16 protein-coding genes and 2 pseudogenes are annotated in these 18112 nt (G+C 64.8%); 12 read left to right on the top strand and 6 right to left on the bottom strand.

Annotated features, from left to right (window positions below):
- The first annotated feature begins 16 nt into the window (after positions 1-16).
- The 3 genes and pseudogenes from G584_RS0102965 to G584_RS12885 form a co-directional block, all read left to right on the top strand.
- A complete protein-coding gene (locus G584_RS0102965; protein ID WP_028493276.1) occupies positions 17-583 on the top strand; it encodes a thioredoxin family protein in 567 nt (188 codons plus the stop codon).
- Between the two features lie 72 nt (positions 584-655).
- Positions 656-1588 (top strand): NAD-dependent epimerase/dehydratase family protein, encoded by a 933-nt coding sequence (locus tag G584_RS0102960; RefSeq protein WP_028493275.1) that lies wholly within the window; start codon positions 656-658, stop codon positions 1586-1588.
- 32 nt (positions 1589-1620) lie between these two features.
- Positions 1621-2529: pseudogene (locus G584_RS12885) on the top strand (SLAC1 family transporter); the annotation flags it as partial.
- Positions 2530-2532: 3 nt separating this feature from the next.
- Here G584_RS12885 and G584_RS0102945 read toward each other — a convergent pair.
- Complete coding sequence (locus tag G584_RS0102945) at positions 2533-3981, bottom strand: lyase family protein (protein WP_028493272.1); 1449 nt, start codon at positions 3979-3981, stop codon at positions 2533-2535.
- Positions 3982-4283: 302 nt separating this feature from the next.
- Here G584_RS0102945 and G584_RS0102940 point away from each other — a divergent pair, with 302 nt between their 5' ends.
- From G584_RS0102940 to G584_RS0102910, 7 genes and pseudogenes are all read left to right on the top strand, one after another.
- Complete coding sequence (locus G584_RS0102940) at positions 4284-5468, top strand: ABC transporter substrate-binding protein (RefSeq protein WP_028493271.1); 1185 nt, start codon at positions 4284-4286, stop codon at positions 5466-5468.
- 51 nt (positions 5469-5519) lie between these two features.
- Positions 5520-6395 carry a branched-chain amino acid ABC transporter permease gene (locus tag G584_RS0102935; RefSeq protein ID WP_028493270.1) on the top strand — a complete coding sequence of 292 codons (876 nt, stop codon included), beginning with the start codon at positions 5520-5522 and terminating at the stop codon, positions 6393-6395.
- A 93-nt stretch (positions 6396-6488) separates the two neighbouring features.
- Positions 6489-7268, top strand: coding sequence for an ABC transporter ATP-binding protein (locus tag G584_RS0102930; protein WP_028493269.1), 780 nt, complete (start codon positions 6489-6491; stop codon positions 7266-7268).
- A gap of 130 nt (positions 7269-7398) precedes the next feature.
- Positions 7399-7914: pseudogene (locus G584_RS0102920) on the top strand (ATP-binding cassette domain-containing protein); the annotation flags it as partial.
- Positions 7915-7920: 6 nt separating this feature from the next.
- Positions 7921-8148 carry an ABC transporter ATP-binding protein C-terminal domain-containing protein gene (locus tag G584_RS13195; protein WP_416376376.1) on the top strand — a complete coding sequence of 76 codons (228 nt, stop codon included), beginning with the start codon at positions 7921-7923 and terminating at the stop codon, positions 8146-8148.
- A 6-nt stretch (positions 8149-8154) separates the two neighbouring features.
- Positions 8155-10008, top strand: a complete 1854-nt coding sequence (locus tag G584_RS0102915) for an AMP-binding protein (protein ID WP_028493267.1) — start codon at positions 8155-8157, stop codon at positions 10006-10008.
- A gap of 1 nt (position 10009) precedes the next feature.
- Positions 10010-11077, top strand: coding sequence for a branched-chain amino acid ABC transporter permease (locus G584_RS0102910; RefSeq protein WP_028493266.1), 1068 nt, complete (start codon positions 10010-10012; stop codon positions 11075-11077).
- On the opposite strand, the gene G584_RS0102905 is transcribed toward G584_RS0102910, so the two are convergent.
- From G584_RS0102905 to coaE, 4 genes are read right to left on the bottom strand one after another with little or no spacing between them, the layout of a single operon-like run.
- Positions 11078-11620 carry a glycerol-3-phosphate acyltransferase gene (locus G584_RS0102905; RefSeq protein WP_028493265.1) on the bottom strand — a complete coding sequence of 181 codons (543 nt, stop codon included), beginning with the start codon at positions 11618-11620 and terminating at the stop codon, positions 11078-11080.
- 3 nt (positions 11621-11623) lie between these two features.
- Complete coding sequence (locus G584_RS0102900) at positions 11624-12034, bottom strand: SufE family protein (protein WP_015716851.1); 411 nt, start codon at positions 12032-12034, stop codon at positions 11624-11626.
- A 9-nt stretch (positions 12035-12043) separates the two neighbouring features.
- Complete coding sequence (locus tag G584_RS0102895; protein WP_028493264.1) at positions 12044-12736, bottom strand: SDR family oxidoreductase; 693 nt, start codon at positions 12734-12736, stop codon at positions 12044-12046.
- Positions 12737-12741: 5 nt separating this feature from the next.
- Complete coding sequence (gene coaE / locus G584_RS0102890) at positions 12742-13347, bottom strand: dephospho-CoA kinase (protein WP_028493335.1); 606 nt, start codon at positions 13345-13347, stop codon at positions 12742-12744.
- Here coaE and G584_RS0102885 point away from each other — a divergent pair.
- Together G584_RS0102885 and amrB are read left to right on the top strand one after the other, a co-directional pair.
- Positions 13327-14622: an HD domain-containing protein gene (locus G584_RS0102885; protein WP_028493263.1), complete on the top strand. Its 1296-nt coding sequence runs from the start codon at positions 13327-13329 to the stop codon at positions 14620-14622. The two genes, coaE and G584_RS0102885, sit on opposite strands and share 21 nt — an antisense overlap.
- On the top strand, positions 14600-15730 hold the full coding sequence (gene amrB, locus G584_RS0102880) for an AmmeMemoRadiSam system protein B (RefSeq protein WP_028493262.1): 1131 nt from the start codon (positions 14600-14602) through the stop codon (positions 15728-15730). The genes G584_RS0102885 and amrB overlap by 23 nt, the downstream gene beginning before the upstream one ends.
- Positions 15731-15853: 123 nt before the next feature.
- Here amrB and rnr read toward each other — a convergent pair whose 3' ends face one another.
- Positions 15854-18112, bottom strand: a complete 2259-nt coding sequence (gene rnr / locus G584_RS0102875; RefSeq protein ID WP_028493261.1) for a ribonuclease R — start codon at positions 18110-18112, stop codon at positions 15854-15856.

Genomic DNA, 18112 nt, shown 5'->3' with positions numbered 1-18112 from the left:
GCGGTAAGATGACGCCATGCTGCAGTACCCGGAGCTACCCCTAGGAAGCCCCTTGATCGACGCCGAGCTTCCCGATCCACGGGGAGGACGGTACCGGCTTTCCCAGTTCCAGGAGCCCTTTCTGGCCGTGATCTTCATGTGCAACCACTGCCCCTACGTGAAGGGCTCCATCCAGGAGATCGTGAGCCTGGCGGAGAAGTACCGGGGCCGGGTGGCCTTCGTGGGCATCAACGCCAACGATTACGAACGCTACCCCGACGACGCCCCGGAGAAGATGGTGGAGTTCGCCAAGGAACACGGCATCTTCTTCCCCTACCTACTGGATGAGAGCCAGGAGGTGGCCAAGGCCTACCGCGCCTTGCGCACCCCCGAGGTCTTCCTCTTCGACGAAAGGCGCCTCCTCCGCTACCACGGCCGGGTAAACGATAACCCCAAGTTCCCCGAACAGGTCCAGGCCCACGACCTCGAGGCCGCCATCGAAGCCTTGCTCAAGGGAGAGGAGCCACCCCTTAAGGAGGCTCCCGCCATCGGCTGCACCATCAAGTGGCGGCCTGGAAACGAGCCCGAGGTCAAAATCGGCTAATCCCTAGACTAGGGCCTTATAGGATGGAGGCGGTTTATCCCGCCCTGCTAGGGGCGGTTGAGGAGGATATGCATGCGCGTACTGGTGACGGGTGGAGCGGGTTTCATTGGTAGCCACATTGCGGAGAGCCTGGTGCGCGAGGGTGTGGAGGTGGCGGTCCTGGACAACCTCTCCACGGGCAGACGGGAAAACGTCCCCAAGGGCATCTATTTCTATAGGGTGGACCTTAGGGACAAGGAAGGCCTAGAAAGAGTCTTCCGAGAGTTCCGCCCCACCCACGTTTCCCACCAGGCGGCCCAGGCCTCGGTGAAGGTAAGCGTGGACAACCCCACCCTGGACTTCGAGGTGAACCTCCTCGGCGGCTTGAACCTCCTCGAGGCCATGCGAAAGTGGGGGGCGGAGAAGATGGTCTTCGCCTCCACCGGGGGAGCCATCTACGGGGAGGTTCCCGAAGGGGAACGGGCCGAGGAAACCTGGCCCCCCAAACCCAAAAGCCCCTACGCCGCCAGCAAGGCCTCCTTTGAGCACTACCTCTCCGCCTACGGGCAAAACTACGGGCTCAAGTGGGTCTCCCTGCGCTACGGCAACGTGTACGGTCCCCGGCAGGACCCCCACGGGGAGGCCGGGGTGGTGGCCATTTTCTCGGAAAGGATCCTCAAGGGAGAACCGGTTACCCTCTACGCCAGAAGGACCCCCGGGGACGAGGGATGTGTGCGGGACTACATCTATGTGACCGACGTGGTGCGGGCCCACAACCTGGCCCTAAAGGCTCTGGAGGGAATCTACAACGTGGGAACGGGGGAAGGACACACCACCCAGGAGGTCCTGTTGGCGGTGGCCGAGGCCGCTGGCAAGAATCCACAGGTCAACCCAGCCCCTCCGCGTCCCGGTGATCTGGAAAGAAGCGTGCTCTCTCCCTTGAAGCTCATGGCCCACGGCTGGCGGCCCGAGGTGGATTTCCGGGAGGGCATCCGGCTCACCGTGGAATACTTCCGCACCCGTTGACATACCCCCTACCCCTATCTGATGATGGGGGTATGAGCGTTCGCTTCTTTCACCCCGCCTGGTTCGCCATGGTCATGGGGGGAAGCGGGGTGGCCCTTGTTCTCCACCGCTTTAGCCTCGAGGCCCTGGCCCTGGTGAATTACGGTGTGGTGGCCCTTCTCTTCCTCGCAAGCCTGGGTATATTCCTGGCGAAGCTTTTCGGCCACCGGGACCGGGTCTGGGAGGAGCTCCATCATCCCCTTCTCTCCCAGCTCTACGCCACCTTCCCCCTGGCCTTTTTGCTCTTCGGCCTGGCCACCCACGAGGTTTTGGGGCAAGGGAAGCTGGCCCTGATCCTTTTCGCCGTGGGCTCGCCCCTGGTCCTTCTCTTGAGCCTCCTTCTCAGCTATTTGATCTTCACCCGCATACGCCTTCCCTTCGAGGCCGCCAACGGCACCTGGTTCATCCCGCCGGTGTCCTCCGCTGTGGTGCCCCTGGCGGGAGGCCCCCTCCTGCCCCTCATGGGCCCTTGGGCCAAGGAAGCGTTCTACTGGATGCTCATGTTCCTGGGGCTTGGCCTCATCCTCTTCCTCTGGGTGGGGGCGAACCTCCTGGCCCGCCTCTACGCCCACGAACGCCCGGCCCCCGAGCTGGTACCCAGCCTTTTCATCGGCTTGGCCCCGGTGGGGGTGGGAATCCTCGCCCCCCTCTCCCTCCTTAAGGACGCCAAGGCCCTGGGCTTGTTCCCAGGGGGCCTCGAGGGCCTATACCTGTTCGGGATCGCCCTTTGGGGCCTGGGCGGGTGGTGGTTTGTCCTGGCCATGGCCCTTTTTCTGGAAAACCTCCTCCACCGGGTGCGGTTAGGGTTCCAGCCCGGGCTATGGACCTTCGTCTTCCCCATGGCGGCCTTCACCCTGGCCACTAGGGCCCTGGCCGAGGGCCTGTACAGCCTACTCCTGCACCTCCTAGCCCAGGGGCTCTTCCTGGTCCTCATGGCCTTCTACCTGCCCCTGCTGATCCGCAGCCTTCTCGCCTTCCTCCGCCTGGAAACCCTCAGGCCCTTTGGCCAACAGGCGCCTGGCCAGGCGCACCCGAGCCCGCAGGGCCGCTAAGGCTTTCCGGTCTTCCTTAAGGCGCTTTCTGGCCCGGGCCATCGCCTCCGCCCGGGCCTTGGGCCCCACACCCCCCAGGACCTCCCGGCGGGCGAAAAAGCCCTCGAGGCTCATCCAGGCGATGAGTTCCTCCCGCTCCACCCCCAAGAGCTCGGGCCGGACCCCCGGCAAAGCCCCCTGCACCCGCCGGTACGCCTCGGCAAGGGGCACCCCCTTGCGCACCAACAGGTCCACCGCCTCCGAGGCCAGGACCTCCGGGGAGAGCTCCTCCACGAGAAGGGCCGGCTCAAAGTGGCTTTCCTCGAGGGCCACCCGGGTAAGCTCCAACGCTGCTTCGGCGCTTTCCATCAGGGCCGTCAAAGGCTCCAGTACCCCGGTGGAGTGGTCGTTCAAGTCGGTGAAGGGGGTGTTGTGGTTCAAGGAGGCCAGCGTACCCATTCCGCCCACCAGCTGGCCCGCGTAGATGCGGGCGTGCTCCAGCACCACGGGATTCCGCTTCTGCGGCATGAAGCTGGAACCCTGGGCCAACCCCTCCCCTACCACGAAGGCCCCCCGCTCCGCCAGGGCCAGAAGGTCGGTAAGGAAGCGGGAGAGGCTGGTGCCCAGTCCCACCAGGGCCGAGGCCAGCTCCAGGGCATAATCCCCCGAGGCCACGGCATCCAAGGTGTTCTCCACCGGCCCGGCAAAACCCAAAAGGGCGGCGAGCCGCCACCGGTCCACAGGATAGGGGTTCCCCGCCAGGGCACTGGCCCCCAAAGGGCAACGATCCAGGGTATCCAAAGCCTGCCGCAAACGGCGGAAGTCCCTCTCCAAAAGCGCCTCCACCCCGAGGAGGTAATGGTCCAAGGTGGAGGGCTGGGCCGGCCGGTGGTGGGTGCGGAGGACCAGGGGTACCCCGGCATGGGTCTCGGCAACCTGGAGTACCGCCCCCCGTAGGCGAAGAAAATCCCCCAGCAGGGCCACCACCCGGTCCCTCAGGTAAGCGCGAAAGGCCGTGAGGTCCAGGTCGTTGCGGGATAGCCCCCGGCGTATGGCCCCCGCCACCTCCTCCCCCCAGTGCTCGGCAAGTTGAGAGTAGATGGAGAAGAAGACGTCCTCCACCTCCCCCGTAAAGCTGGGCAAAGGAAGGGTACGGAGTTCTCGCAAAGCCGTCACCGCCGTATCGGCTCGAGGAAGGCCCAGGCGGGCAAGCTCCATGGCATAGGCGGTGAGGGCATCAAAGAAATGGGGCACAAGGGCCTCGCGGGCAAACCGGTAATGGCGGCCCAAGACAAAGCGGCGATAAACGGCATGCCAGTGCATGATCCCATCCTAGGGCCTCGGTCCCAACCCAGGACCACCCATCCCCTAAGGAAGCCCTAGGGAGAACCCTCAGGAGCGGCGTCGCCGCCTTAAGGCACCCCACCCTTGACGGGAAGCCCAAGGGCTGTAAAATACTACTAACCGACCGGTTGGCAGGGAACGGGCACCGGCATCCCCGGCGCCTCTCAGATGGAAAGGGCCGCATCTCCAGCCCGTCAGCTACGGGGCAAGGTCCCGGGACTTGCCGACGGAAGGCGGTCATGGTATCTTTGCACCAAGCACAACCGGAAAGGAGGCACACAATGAAGCGTAGGGAGTTTTTAAGGAAGCTGGGTATAGGTTCGTTGGCGGCCCTGGGTATGCCCTACTTCGCCACTGCCCAGGCCAGGCCGGTAAAGCTGGCCGCCCTTCTGCCCTTGACGGGGCCCTTCGCCTTTGCCGGCAATGCGGGCCGGGAGGGGTTCGTGGACGGGGTGGACTACGTCAACGAGGTCCAAGGAGGCATTGGGGGCCGCAAGCTGGAGCTCATCCTAGAGGACACGGGGTACGACGTGGCCAAGGGGACCGCCGCCTTCAACCGGGTGGTATCCCGGGAGCGTCCCGATGAGCTCCTCTTTGTATACGGGGACTCCACCGGTCTTTCCAAGGCCTTGGCGCCGGAAATCGCCCGCATGGGCCTTCCCTACTCCGCCACCAGCTTCTCCAACGAACTAGCCGACCCCAAAACCTACCCCACCATCTTCGTCTTCGGCCCCACTTACAACGACATGATGGAGGCCCTCCTCCGGCAAATCCGCCTGCAAAAGGGCCGGGCTAAGATCGCTTTGGTCTACTCCAACACCGAGTTCGGCCGCGACCCCATCCCCTACGCCAAGGAAAGGGCCAAGGCCCTTGGCATGGAGGTGGTCCACGAGGAGGTGACGCCCCCGGCCTTCACCGACGCCACCCCCGTGGTCCTCAACCTCCGGCGGGCCAACCCCGACTTCGTAATCCTTCAGGGCTATGCCCTTTCCGCCGAACCCCTGATCCTCCGCACCGCACGGGAGCAGGGCCTAAGGGCCCAGTTCATGGGCACCTACTACTCCGCGGAACTGGCCCTCATCCAGCGGGCGGGCCCTGCCGCCGAGGGTTTCACCGTCACATACCACAACGCCTACTGGTACGACACCCTGGTGCCCGCAGTGGACGAGATGCGGAAATTCCGTCAGAAGAAGGGCCGGGACATCTCCTACCGCCCCACCTACTACATGGGCAGCCTGGCGGTGGTCCTGGCTATCGCCGAAGCCATGCGCCGGGCGGCGGGAGCGGGCAAGCTCACCCGGGCCGGGGTGGTGGAGTACCTGGAAAAAATGGAAGACTACAACGGGCTTGGCCTCAACTTGGGCTACCGGTTTGTCAATCACCGCCTTCCCTACACCAAGCTCTATCGGGCTAGCGTAAGGGACGGCCGTTTCAACGCCATCACCGACTGGATCAGGCTGGCTTAGCCCCAATCCACTCCCGGGCTGGAAACAGGCGGGAGTGCTCTTGAAGAACCTATGTCTGACCTTTTACCCTATCTCATCGGTGGCCTAGCCAACGGAGCTCTTTACGGCCTCCTCGCCCTGGGGTTCGTCCTGGTCTACCGGGCCACCAGCGTGGTGAACTTCGCCATAGGCGAGTTCCTGCTGGTGGGGGCTTACCTCACCTACACCTTTGCCCTTTTCCTGCCCCTTCCCCTGGCCATGCTGGCCGCCCTACCCGTGGCCTTTCTCTTCGGCCTCCTGGTGGAGCGGGGCTTCGTGCGGCCCCTTCTAGGGCGGAGCGTGGTGGCGGTAATCATGGCCACCATCGGATTGGCCGCAGCCCTGGACGGGGGGGTCCAGCTGGTCTGGGGTCCGGACCTCAAGTACCTCAGAGGGGAACTCCCCCAGCTCGGTTTCCAGGTGGGGGAGGTGTTCGTACCCTCCAGGGCCCTATGGAACCTGCTCCTGGCCCTGCCCCTGGGCCTCATCCTTCTCTGGCTCCTTAGGAGAAGCCGGTACGGGATCCTGGTACGGGCCATCTCCGAAAGGGAGGTGGCCGCCTTGGCCTTGGGGATCCCCACGGCCCGGATCCTGGCCGGGGTCTGGGGGATCTCGGCCCTCCTGGCCACCCTGGCGGGAGCTCTTCTGGCCGTGGCCAGCGGGGTAGGGCACAACTTGGTCTTCCTGGGACTAAAGGTCTTCCCCGTGGCCATCCTCGGCGGGTTGGACTCGGTGGGTGGGGCCCTTTTGGCAGGCTTTATTCTGGGGATCCTCGAGGCCCTTTCCCAACGCTACCTGGAACCCATCCTCCCCGGCTTCACCGAGGCCTTGCCCTTCGTGGTGGTACTCCTGGTGCTTCTGGTGCGTCCCTATGGCCTACTGGGTGAGCGGCAGATTGAGCGGGTGTGATACCCCTTCACCCTGGCTTTGCCAGGAAGAAGGCTCCGATAGAGGCTTCCTCCAGGCCCCATGGCCGAGCGAAAAGACGCAGAGGGAAACGGCATGGTCCTGTCTGTAGAAAACCTCAAGGTGGTCTACCGGGGAGTGATCCTGGCCCTGGATGGGGTGTCCCTGGAGGTTAGGGAGGGGGAGGCGGTGGCCCTCCTTGGGCCCAATGGAGCTGGCAAGAGCTCCTTGGTGCGGGCGGTGGCCGGCCTCCTTCCCAAGTTTGAGGGAAGGGTGCTGGACGGGCACGTGCGCCTGTTCGACCAGGAAGCCACCCACCTGGATCCCGCGCGCATCACGGGTCTGGGGCTCACCGCGGTCCTCGAGGGGCGTCCCCTCTTCCGCTACCTGACCCCCGTGGAGAACCTGGTGGCCGCCGGCCACCGCCTCTCTCCCCGGGAGCTTAAGGAAGGCATGGAGGAGGTTTTCGCCCGTTTCCCCCGGCTCTACGAAAGGCGCCACGAGCAGGCTGGCTACCTTTCCGGGGGCGAACAGCAGATGCTTCTCTTGGGCATGGCCCTCCTCACCCGGCCCAAGGTGCTGGTGGTGGACGAGCCTTCATTGGGCCTAGCCCCCAAGCTGGTGGAGGAAGTGATGCGCACCCTCGACACCCTAAGGCGCGAGAAGAACCTGAGTCTCCTACTGGTGGAGCAGAATGCGCGGGCTGCCCTCTCAATCGTGGACCGAGTCTATGTACTAGAGCGGGGCCGAGTGGTGTTTGAGGGGGACGCCAAGGCCGCCCAGGAGGACCAGGATGTGATGGAGTTCTACCTGGGCAAGGAGGAGGTGGGTTTCCGCCAGGCCAAGCGTTACCGAAGGAGGAAGCGGTGGGTGTGAGCCCGGTGATACCCCAAGCGCTGGATCACCTTGCAGGCGGCAAGCACGACCCAAGGCCAAGCCCCCTTCCTGCCCCAAAGGCAGAGGGCGGAAGCGTAGGGGCACAATACGCCATCTTTAGGAGGCAGCAATGGGCCTCATCCTAGAGGCTAGAAACCTCCACCTCTCCTTCAAAGGGGTAAAGGCCTTGGTGGGGGTGGAGTTCAGCGTGGCCGAGGGCGAGTTCTTCGCGGTCATCGGACCCAACGGCGCCGGAAAAACCACCCTCCTGAACGTGCTTTCCGGGGTGTACGAGCCCGATAAGGGCGAGGTGATCTTCCTGGGCCAAAACCTCCGGGGGAAAAGCCCCCAGGAAAGGGCCCGCATGGGCCTCGGACGCACCTTCCAGGGATTGGAGATCTTCCGGGGCATGAGCGTTTTGGACAACGTAAAACTGGGAGCCGAGCTGGCCCTCTCCTCCTACCCTCTCGCCCTACCCCGGGCCGAACGGGAATGGCAGCTTAGAGCCTGGGCCGAGGAGGTCCTGGACTACCTCCACCTCTCCCCCTTCCGCCACGCCCCCGCCGGGATGCTTCCCTACGGCCTGCAGAAGCGGGTGGAGGTGGCCCGGGCCCTGGCCAGCAGGCCCAAGCTCCTCCTTCTGGACGAGCCTATGGCCGGGCTTTCCCTGGAGGAAAAGCAAGACCTCGCCCGCTTCCTCCTGGACGCCCGTGAGGAATGGGGGGTAACCCTCCTCTGGGTGGAACACGACCTAAGGGCGGTCTTGGAGCTTTCCGATAGGGTCCTGGTCCTCTCCTACGGGGAGGTTCTCTACCATGGCCCCCCGCAGGGGGTGCGCCAGGATCCCAAGGTGGCGGAAGCCTATCTGGGGCAGGTTTGAGGCACTATGGAAGGAACGCTGCTTGCCTACCTGTACCACCACGCCAAGGAAAGGCCCCATGCCCCCGCTTTACGGGTGAAGCGGCTTGGGGTCTGGCAGAAAACCTCCTGGAAGGAGCTTCTGGAGCGTACCCTCAGCCTCGCAGGGGGGCTTTGGGCCTTGGGCCTTCGGGAAGGGGAGGTCCTGGCCATCCTGGGGCATAACGCCCCCGAGTGGGTGGAGGCCGAGCTGGCCGCCCAGACCTTAGGGGCCCTTCCCATGGGCATCTACGCGGACGCCATGCCCGAGGAGGTGGGCTACTTCCTGGAGTTCACCGGGGCCAAGGGCATCGTGGTTTCCGACGAGGAGCAGCTGGACAAGGTCTACCCCCATCTGCACCTGGTGGACTTCGTCCTAGTCTGGGAGGAAGCGGGAATGTCCCGCCACTTCCAGGGCAAGGTGCTCCGGTTTAGCCAGGCCTTCGGGGATCCCAAGGTGGGGGAAGAGGCTCTAAAAAAGCGCCGCCCCGAGGAAACCGCCCTCCTCGCCCCCACCTCGGGCACCACGGGAAGGAGCAAGCTGGCCATGCTTTCTCACCAGAACCTTCTCGCCGGCCACTTTGCCGTGGGCCAAGCCCTAGGGTTCCAGAAGGGAGCCTGGGTCTTCAGCTATCTACCCCTTCCTTGGATCGGGGAGCAGATGCTCACCGTGGTGCAGAGCCTGGTAGAAGGCTCCACCGTGCACTTTCCCGAGGACCCCACCACCCTCCGGGAAGACCTTAAGGAGGTCCAGCCCGACTTCTTCCTGGCCCCGCCCAGGCTTTGGGAGGATATGGCCAGCCTCATCCAAAGCCGCATGGCGGACGCCGACCCTCTAAAGGCCTTCTTTTACCGGGTGGGGATGGGAGCCCTCCTGGAAGGGGCGAGGCGGGAGTTCCGGGGGGAAAGGGTGGGCCTTTGGCTCAACCTCAAGCGGGCCCTCTTCTATCCCCTGATCGCCAGGCCCCTCAGGGCCAGGCTGGGCCTTGCCGCCTGCCGCATCGCCGTCACCGGGGGAGCCCCTTTGGGCCCAGAGGTGTTCACCTTCTTCCGCGCCTTAGGCCTGGACATCCGCCAGGTCTACGGCCAGTCGGAAACCGCCGCCGCCACCACCGCCCACGCCACCGGGGATGCCCCTCCGGAAACCGTGGGTCCCCCGCTCCCCCACACGGAGGTGCGCATCAGCGAGGAGGGGGAGATCCTGGTGAAAGGACCCCAGGTCTTCCAGGGTTATTTCCGCCAGGAAAAGGCCACCGCGGAGAGCTTCACCGAGGATGGCTTTTTCCGCACCGGGGATGCGGGCTTCTTTGACGAGCGGGGGCATCTGGTCATCCTGGGCCGGGTGAAGGAGGTAGGCGCCCTTGCGGACGGGACCCGCTTTGCCCCGCAATTTCTGGAAAACCGTCTGAAATACTCCCCCTATATTCGCGAGGCTGTGGTGCTTGGACACGGAAGACCCTTTGTCACCGCCCTCATCGAGCTGGACCCGGAAAACGTGCAGAACTGGGCCAGGAAACGGGGCATCCCCTTTACCACTTACCTGTCCCTCACGGAAAGGCCCGAGGTCAAGGCCCTGATTGCCGAGGAAATCCGCATGGTGAACAAAACCCTTCCCGACAAGCTCAAGATCCAACGCTTCGCCATCCTCCCCAAGGAACTCCACCCCGACGACGAGGAAATCACCCGCACCCGCAAGGTGCGGCGCCAGGTGGTGGAAGCCCGCTACGGCCCGGTGATCCAGGCCCTCTACGGGGAGGGGGGACGGGTGGAGGTGGTGCTCCCCATCCGCTACCTCGAGGGGGAAGGGAGGCTCGAGGCCACCTTGGAAGTGCAGGAGGTCTAGGATGTACCGCCTTGCCAAACAGCTCACCGACGCCTTTAGCCGCCGCTTTGCTCGTGCGGTGCGGGAAACCTATCGGCAGGACGAAGCCTATGCTAGCACGCCCCTGGGGCGTTTGGCCCTGGGGGTTTTCCTGGTTCTCCTCCTTCTTCTTCCCCTTTTGCTTCCCCCCTATCCCATGTACGTGACCACCCTAGTGACCATCGGGGCCTTAAGCGCCTTGGGCCTCCACCTCCTGGTGGGGGGTGCGGGGCAGATCTCCTTGGGCCACGCCGCCTTCATGGGGGTGGGAGCCTACGCCGCAAGCCACCTCTATGGCCCCTTGGCTCCCTTGGGCATCCTCCTCGGAGGAAGCATCGCCGCCCTTTTGGGCCTCGTGCTTGGCCTTCCCTCCTTGCGCATCAAGGGGGTGTACCTGGCCATCGCCACCCTGGCCTTCCAGTTCCTGGCGGATTACGTCTTCAAAAACTGGGAAGCGGTCACAGGAGGTATCCGGGGGCGTACCCTGCCCCCTGCGGAGCTACTCGGTTTCGTCCTGGACACCCCCGGGAGGCTTTGGTACCTGGTGCTCGTGTTCGCCCTACCCCTGTTCTTTTACGGCAAGCGCCTCCTCATGACCCGGGCGGGCCGCGCCTTCATGGCCGTGCGGGATAACGACCTCTCCGCCCGGGTGGCGGGGGTAGACCTGGTACGGGTAAAGCTCTTGGCCTTTGCCCTCTCCGCCTTCTACGCCGGGGTGGCCGGGGGGCTTCTGGCCCAGCTCTACAAGGCGGTAACCCCCGAGTACTTCCCCCTCACGGTGAGCATCCAGTACCTGGCCATGGTCATCGTGGGTGGAGCGGGCACGGTGCTGGGGGCGGTTTTGGGAGCCTTCTTCATCCTCCTCATCCCTGAGGTTTTAAACAGCCTGGTGGGATCCCTTGGCCCCCAGTACGCCGCCACCTTGGCCGCCTGGCGCAACGTGGTCTTCGGCCTCCTCATCCTGGCCTTTCTGATCCTGGAACCCCTGGGATTGGTGGGTCTTTGGGGAAGGATCCGCAACTACTTCCGCACCTGGCCCCTCCCCTACTGACTAGCGGCGCCCGTCCTTGAGGTGGCGTAAGGCCACGGGAAGACCAAGCCCCAACCCAAAAAGGAGGTAAGCGGGAGCCGGGTGCAGGAAGCTGGCCAGGAAGGGCTGGGCCAAGGCCACGGCCAGGGCCACCCGGTAGGGCCTTCGGAAAAGGGCGAAGAGGGTAGCGAAAAGCAGGAGGGAAAGGAAGAGAAGCCGGGGGTCCACCGCAAAGAGCACCCCGGCCCCCACAGCCAGACCCTTACCCCCCTTGAAGAGGAGCCAGGGGGAGAAGGCATGCCCCCACACCGCTCCCACGCCCCCGGCAAGGCCGCTCAGAGGGCCTCCCCCCACTCCCTCTCCCAGGGCCACCGCCAGGATTCCCTTGAAGAGGTCCAGGAGGAGAACCATGAAACCCGGCACCGGCCCCAGCACCCGGTAGGCGTTCAAGGCCCCTGGGTTGCCCGATCCCTCCTGAAGGAGGTTCCTTCCCCGAAGGGCTCCAAACCAGTAGGCGATGGGCAAGCTTCCCAGGAAGTACCCAAGGAGAAGGGCTACGGACATGGGCTAGGAAAGAGCCCTTTGCACCTGGCCTTGGAGCCGCAAGAGGGCCGCCTCGAGGCCCCTCAGCCGTAAGGGGGTGAGGAGTTCCTCTAGCCCTGCTCCCCGGTAGAAGGTGGGGGGCACGGAAAGCACCGCCTCAGGGGGCTCCCCCTCGAGGCCCTCCTTCAAGAGGCCCGCAAAGGCTTTCACCGTGGGGGCTTCATCGGGGACGAAGAAGTGAAGCCTAACCCTTCCTCCCTCCACCTCCGCCCTCAGGAAGAAGGGGGTCTGGCATTCATGAACCCGCTCCAGCTCCACCCCAGGAGGCGGGGTGGGCACCTTTTTGGCGTATTCCAGGAGCACCTGGGCCTTGAGCTCCTTGGGCATGGCCCGAATCAGATCCAGGGCTTCCTGAAGCTTCTTGGGCAAGGCCATGGCCTCAGCTTAGCCCACCTTGGGGGCAGTGTGGGTGGGACGGAGCTCTATCTCGCTCACCATAGCCCTTTCCGGCATCTCCGCTGCAAAAAGCACCGTCTGGGCCACATCAAGAGGGGAAAGCTTCCAAGACGCCCCCGGGGTGTTGCCGGCAAAGCCCGTGTCCACCGAGCCTGGCAGGATATTCACCACCCGCACGCCAGCCTCCCGGAGCTCCAGCATGGCCGCCCCCATGAGGCCCAAAAGCCCGAACTTGCTGGCGTTATAGGCGGCCCCGCCCTTGAAGGCATTCTTGCCCGCCAGGCTGCCGATGTTCACCACCACCCCCCTCGAGGCCAAGAGGGCTGGCAAAGCCGCCTTGAGGCCTAAAAAGGGCCCCACCAGGTTCACCTCCAAAACCTGGCGGAACTCCTCCTCGCTGAGCTCGGCCACGGGCTTCATCACGCCAATCCCGGCGTTGTTGACCAGGAGGTCCAGCCGGCCGTAAGCCTCCAAGAGGCCCGCCACCGCCTTCTGCCAGTCCGCAAAGAAACGCACGTCCCCGGGCAAGGCCATGGCCCCTTCCCCCAGCTCCGAGGCCAAGGCCTTAAGCCTCCCTTCATCCCGGGCAAAAAGCCCCACCCTGTACCCTTTAGCGTGTAGAAGCCGGGCGATGGCCTCCCCAATCCCCCGGCTCGCCCCCGATACCAAGGCCACCCGCATGCCCTTTAGCTTAGCCCAAAACGCTCCTGGATCCGGGCCAGGATCTCCCTCAGCCCCTCCTCCAGCTCCTTAAGCCCTCCTTGATTCTCCAAAACCCAGGTGGCCCGCTTCCTCTTCTCCTCCTCGGGCATCTGGGCCCTTTCCCGGGCCAGGACCTCCTCCCGCGAAAGCCCAGAGCGCGCCACCACCCGCCTCACCCGCTCCTCTACAGGAGCCGCCACCAAAAGGGTTCCATCCAGATGGGCCTCCCACCCCTTCTCAAAAAGCAGGGGGATTTCCAGGAAGATCAAGGGGGCTTTTATGCGGGCCAGCTCCTCAGCCAAAAGCCTCCGCACCTCGGGGTGGAGGAGGTCTTCGAGGGCCTTAAGCCTTTCCGGGTCGGAAAAGACCAGCTGGGCCAGCGCCCTCCGGTCCAGCTCCTCGCCCGCAAAGGCCTCCGGGAAAAGCCGCTTAAGCTCCGCCTTCTTGTCCTCCCTGGCCCGTGCCGCCAGCTCATCCAGATCCAAGACGGGGTAGCCCCAGGACCTTAGGAGAGCGGCCACCGTGCTCTTGCCGCTTCCGATGTTCCCGGTGATGCCGATAATGATGGGGTGCTTCGCCCGATCGCCCATAGGGACTTCCCCTTTTATACCCCCAAGGGGGCCATCCCCGTGGGAGGTGCCCTAAGGGACCTCCTTCTCGGGAGGAGGCCGCAGGACCTGGACTTCGTGGCGGAGGACCCAAGGAAGGCGGCACAGGATGCCCAAACCCACCTGGGGGGCACCCTGTTCCCCTTGGACGAGGAGCGGGGCCAGTACCGCCTGGTCACAGGTGGCCTCGTCCTGGACTTCTCCCCCTTGGAGGGGAGCCTGGAGGAAGACCTCCTCAAGCGGGACTTCCGCCTTAACGCTCTTTTCTGGAGGCAAAACCGCATCCTCGGCATCCGTGGGGCGGACGAGGATCTGAACCGGAGGGTGGTGGTTCCCGTACGGGAGGCCAATCTGTACGAGGACCATCTCCGAAGCCTCCGTGCGGTGCGCCTGGCCGCCAGCCTGGGCCTCGGCCTGCCTAGGGAAACCCGAGACGCCCTTTCCCGCCATGCCCGCTTCCTCCAGGCCCACCTCGAGGCCCTTCCCGCCCGGGAACGGGTGAAGGAGGAACTGAGCCGGCTCCTCCTCTCCCCCAGGGCAGCCTGGGGCCTTCACCTGCTGGAGCGCACGGGCCTTTTGGACGTCTACCTTCCCGAGCTCCGCCTCCTGGTGGGTCTTAAGCAGGGGGGCGTCCACCATCTGGATGGCTGGCAGCACACCCTCTCCGTGCTTTTCCACCTGGCCTGGCTTTGGCCCGAGGCCCCCTTGGAGGCCCGGCTGGCCGCCCTTTACCACGACGTGGGCAAGCCCCTGACCCGTCGCTTTGACCCGGAAGCGGGCCGCTTCCGCTTCCTCGGCCATGCGGAGGTAGGGGCCGAGGTGACGGGGGCTTCCCTGGAATGGCTACGGTTCCCAAAGGAAACGGTGGAGAGGGCCAAGGCCCTGGTGCGCCGGCACATGGACCGCCCTCCCGAGGGAAAACAGGCCCTTCGCCGCTTCTACTTCCGCCGCCACGACCTCCTTCCCGCTCTTCCCTACCTCATGGCAGCAGACCGCCTGGGCACGAAAGGTGTGGAGAAGGAAGCCTGGGAGGTACTGGAGGCCTACCGGGAAACCCTCTCCGAGCCCCTCCCCGAACGCCCCCTCCTCTCCGGGGAGGAGGTGATGGCCCTGCTGAACCTCAAGCCCGGTCCCCAGGTGGGAAGAGCCTTGGAGGCCCTCCTTCTGGCCCAGGCGGAGGGAAAGGTGCGCACCCGGGAAGAGGCCAAGGCCTTTCTCCTATATTGGAAGGACGATGGAACGAATACGCCTGCGTGAACCCCAGATCACCCCGGTGGAAGGGGGCTTTCTCCTCAGCGACCCCTACGGGGTCTTCCCCAAGCCCGTGGCCCTCACGGAAGGGGGGCTTTTTCTCGTTTCCCTGATGGAGGGAAAAACCCTGGAAGAAGTCCAGGAGGAGGTCTTCAAGGCCCATGGGGTCCTGGTGCCTAGACACGAGCTGGAGGACTTGCTCAAGGCCCTGGAGGAGGCGGGGCTTGTGCTTACGGAAACCGTGGAAAGGCGCCTACGGGAGGAGGAGGAAAGCCTAAGGAAAGAGCGCCCCATGCGCCTGGCAGGGCTTTCCTACCCCCAAGGGGAAAGGGAGGCCCGGGCCTTCCTCGAGGCCTTCCGGGCCAGCTTCCCGGGGCCTAGGCCCCAAGGGGGCCCCTCCATCCTCCTGCTTCCCCACTTGGAGCCGAGCCGGGTACCTGAGGCCTACGGGGCAGCCCTGGCCGCCTTGGAAGGAACCCCAGAGCCGGAGCGGATCTACCTGGTGGGGGTGGCCCACCGGCCCCTCAAGGAGAAGGCCGCCGCCCTCCCCGTTCCCTTCCAGACCCCCTTTGGCCCTGCAGAGCCCGACCTTACGGCCCTGCAGGCCCTGGACGCCCTCCTGCCTTACGAGCTTTTCAACACCCCCCTGGCCTTCCGGGAGGAGCACAGCCTGGAGCTACCCCTTTTCTTCCTCAAGGGAACCTTCCCCCGGGCCAAGGTCCTTCCCCTCCTGGTCGCCCGGCGAAGCCCCGAGCTGGGGGAAGCCTTGAAAATGGTCCTCAAGGACCACCCCGGCCTTGTGGTCCTAGCGGTGGACCTCTCCCACGTGGGGCCCCGCTTTGGCGACAAGCCCTTTTCCCGACCCTTGGCGGAGGAGGCCAGAAGGCGGGACCTAGGCTTTCTGGAAAGGCTTGCCCAGGGAGAGCCGGAAGCCGCCCTGGCCCTTTTGGGAGGGAATCCCACCCGCGTGGACGCCGTGGAGGTGGTGGCAAGCCTCAGCCCCCTCCTCACCGGCCGGAGGGGCCAGGTCCTGGCCTACCGCCTGGACCTCGAGGCCCCCACCCTCTCCGCCGTGGGGGCCGGCACCCTGGTTTTCCCCACCCTTCCCGGCTAAACCCCAGGCGATGGCATGCCCTTTCCCGCTATATCGTGATCGTGCCCATAGGGGTTCAAGGAAAAGACCTGGGCAAGGGAGCCACCGGGGCCCCCACCCTGGCCTCGTCAGGGTGGGATGGCATCAGCGGCGCCTACGCCGCCTCTTGGCCCTGGTCTCCACCGGGCGGTGCACCCCAGCCTTTTCCTCCCTGGGAGTCCACTCACCGAAGTAAATGGTGTTCACCGTGACCCGCTCGGGCCGGCTGTCGCGGCTTTTATCCGTAGGCGGTCCTACCACCTTGCGCATCTCCCCCTCCTTTGCCTTTCCCTTTCTCACCAGGGTTTTTTCCCTGGAAGCTTCCTTCTTCTCCTCCTCCCGGTAGGGCAGGAGGTCGATCTGCCGAAGCCTCGGGTTGGCGGCGGCGATCACCACCTCCATCTCGTCCCCCAGGCGGATCCTCTTGCCCTTGGGACCCAAAAGGGCCAGGGCCTCCTCGCTGTAGGTGTAAGGGCCCAGGGCCTCGAGGCGCACCAAGCCCTCCACCCCGTTTCTCAGGGTGACGAAGGCGCCAAAGCTGGCCACCCCGGTCACCTTGCCCACGAAGCGCTCCCCTAGGTGAAGCTCCGCCCACTTGGCCATGTAGTACTTGGTGAGTTCCCGCTCCGCCGCCTCCGCCTTCCTTTCCATCTCCGAGGCATGCTCGGCGATGGCGGGAAAGGTTTCCTGCCAGCGGGCCTTCTTGGCTGGGGTAAGGCTCCGCCGGAGGACAGCCTTAAGCACCCGGTGCACCACCAGGTCCGGATAGCGGCGGATGGGGCTCGTGAAGTGCAGGTAGTGCTCCATGGCCAGGCCGAAATGCCCTAGGTTCTCCGCAGCGTACCGAGCCAGGCGCAACGAACGCAGGACCAGGTTGGCCACCACGGGCTCCTCCGGCCGGCCCTTGGCCTCGAGGAGGACCCGTTGCAAGGCCTTGGAGGAAAGCTTCTCCGGCAGGGTATACCCCAGCCGGGCCAAAGCCGTGCGGAGCTTCCCGTAGGCTTCCTCCAAGGGCTCCTCGTGTACCCGAAAGAGCGCAGGAAGCCCCTTGTTCACCAGGTGCTCGGCCACCATCCGGTTGGCCAGGAGCATGAGTTCCTCGATGAGGCTTCTCGCCCTGGGCTCCTCCTGGGGGATGAGGTGGAGGGTGCCGTCTTCCACCTCCACCTTCACCTCGGGGAAGGAGAAGTCCAGGGACCCCGCCTCGAGGCGCTTTTGTCTGAGCCTTTGCGTAAGGTCCAGGAGGAGGTTTAGATCCTCGGCCAAAAAGGCGTGCTCCTCGGGCAAGCCGAAGCCCTCGGCGAAGGCCTCCACCTCCGTGTAGGTCATCCGGGCCACGCTGCGGATAACCCCCTCGGCAAAGCGCACCCGCTTCACCTCGAGGTCCTCATCCAGCTCCACCAGGACGGAGAGGACCAACCGATCCTCGTGAGGCTTAAGGGAGCACACCCCGTTGGAAAGCCTCTCGGGGAGCATGGGCAGAACCCGCCCCGGCAGGTAAACGCTGGTTCCCCTTAGGAAGGCCTCCTGGTCCAGGGCACTACCCTCTTTGACGTAGTGGGAAACGTCGGCGATGTGCACCCCGATGCGATACCCTTTGGGAAGGCGTTCCACGTGAATGGCGTCGTCAAAGTCCTTGGCGTCCACCCCGTCAATGGTGAAGACCCGAAGGCCCCGGAAGTCTTGCCGCCGCTTCATCTCCGCCTCGGGGATCTCCAGGGGAATGGCCTCCGCCTCCTTTAGCACCTCCGCCGGAAACTCGGCCCTTAGGCCGTACTTGGCGATCACCGCCTCGGTTTCCGTCTCTGGGGCATCCCCCTCCCCCAGGTACTCCAAAAACTCCCCGTAAGGACGCCGGTCATAGTGCACCTTCACCACGATCCGGCTCCCCCGCTTAAGGCCGTGGAGCCCCTCGGGAAGAAGCCTGAGCTCGGGCAGACCCGGTTCATCCGGTAAGAGGACCGCATGCCCCTTGCGGAAATCTAGGGTACCCACCACCCGTTCCCGGGCCCGCTTGAGAATCCGCTCCACCACCCCCCAGGGCTTCCCGTCCCGGCCAGGAGGCATGATGCGGGCCTCCACCAGGTCGTCGGGCCAGGCATCCTGGGTGTAGCCGGGCGGGATGAAGAGGTCCTTTCCGGGAAGGCGCACGAAGGCATACCCATCCCGGTGGAGGCTGATGGGCCCCTGCACCCGGGCGGGGAGGAAGTACTGGCTTCCCTTCTTCTCCAATAACCCTTCCCGCACCAGGGCCTTAAGGTAGGCCTTGGCCTCCCGCTTTTCCAGCCCAAATCGCCTGAGAATCTCCTCCAAGCGGTGGGGCCTGCCGGTTTTTTTGAAAAACTCCAGTAAGGTTTCCCGCAT

It is taken from the genome of Thermus antranikianii DSM 12462 (assembly GCF_000423905.1).
GTDB classification, from domain to species: Bacteria; Deinococcota; Deinococci; order Deinococcales; family Thermaceae; genus Thermus; species Thermus antranikianii.
Note: the sequence above shows the minus strand (reverse complement) of the source record. Positions and strands in the feature narration are given on the sequence as shown.

Excerpts from the sequence above, each read along its gene's own strand:
- G584_RS0102965 (WP_028493276.1), top strand. The coding sequence starts at position 17 with ATGCTGCAGTACCCGGAGCTACCCCTAGGAAGCCCCTTGATCGACGCC.
- G584_RS0102960 (WP_028493275.1), top strand. The coding sequence starts at position 656 with ATGCGCGTACTGGTGACGGGTGGAGCGGGTTTCATTGGTAGCCACATT.
- G584_RS0102945 (WP_028493272.1), bottom strand. The coding sequence starts at position 3,981 with ATGCACTGGCATGCCGTTTATCGCCGCTTTGTCTTGGGCCGCCATTAC.
- G584_RS0102940 (WP_028493271.1), top strand. The coding sequence starts at position 4,284 with ATGAAGCGTAGGGAGTTTTTAAGGAAGCTGGGTATAGGTTCGTTGGCG.
- G584_RS0102935 (WP_028493270.1), top strand. The coding sequence starts at position 5,520 with ATGTCTGACCTTTTACCCTATCTCATCGGTGGCCTAGCCAACGGAGCT.
- G584_RS0102930 (WP_028493269.1), top strand. The coding sequence starts at position 6,489 with ATGGTCCTGTCTGTAGAAAACCTCAAGGTGGTCTACCGGGGAGTGATC.
- G584_RS13195 (WP_416376376.1), top strand. The coding sequence starts at position 7,921 with ATGGCCGGGCTTTCCCTGGAGGAAAAGCAAGACCTCGCCCGCTTCCTC.
- G584_RS0102915 (WP_028493267.1), top strand. The coding sequence starts at position 8,155 with ATGGAAGGAACGCTGCTTGCCTACCTGTACCACCACGCCAAGGAAAGG.
- G584_RS0102910 (WP_028493266.1), top strand. The coding sequence starts at position 10,010 with ATGTACCGCCTTGCCAAACAGCTCACCGACGCCTTTAGCCGCCGCTTT.
- G584_RS0102905 (WP_028493265.1), bottom strand. The coding sequence starts at position 11,620 with ATGTCCGTAGCCCTTCTCCTTGGGTACTTCCTGGGAAGCTTGCCCATC.
- G584_RS0102900 (WP_015716851.1), bottom strand. The coding sequence starts at position 12,034 with ATGGCCTTGCCCAAGAAGCTTCAGGAAGCCCTGGATCTGATTCGGGCC.
- G584_RS0102895 (WP_028493264.1), bottom strand. The coding sequence starts at position 12,736 with ATGCGGGTGGCCTTGGTATCGGGGGCGAGCCGGGGGATTGGGGAGGCC.
- coaE (WP_028493335.1), bottom strand. The coding sequence starts at position 13,347 with ATGGGCGATCGGGCGAAGCACCCCATCATTATCGGCATCACCGGGAAC.
- amrB (WP_028493262.1), top strand. The coding sequence starts at position 14,600 with ATGGAACGAATACGCCTGCGTGAACCCCAGATCACCCCGGTGGAAGGG.
- rnr (WP_028493261.1), bottom strand. The coding sequence starts at position 18,112 with ATGCGGGAAACCTTACTGGAGTTTTTCAAAAAAACCGGCAGGCCCCAC.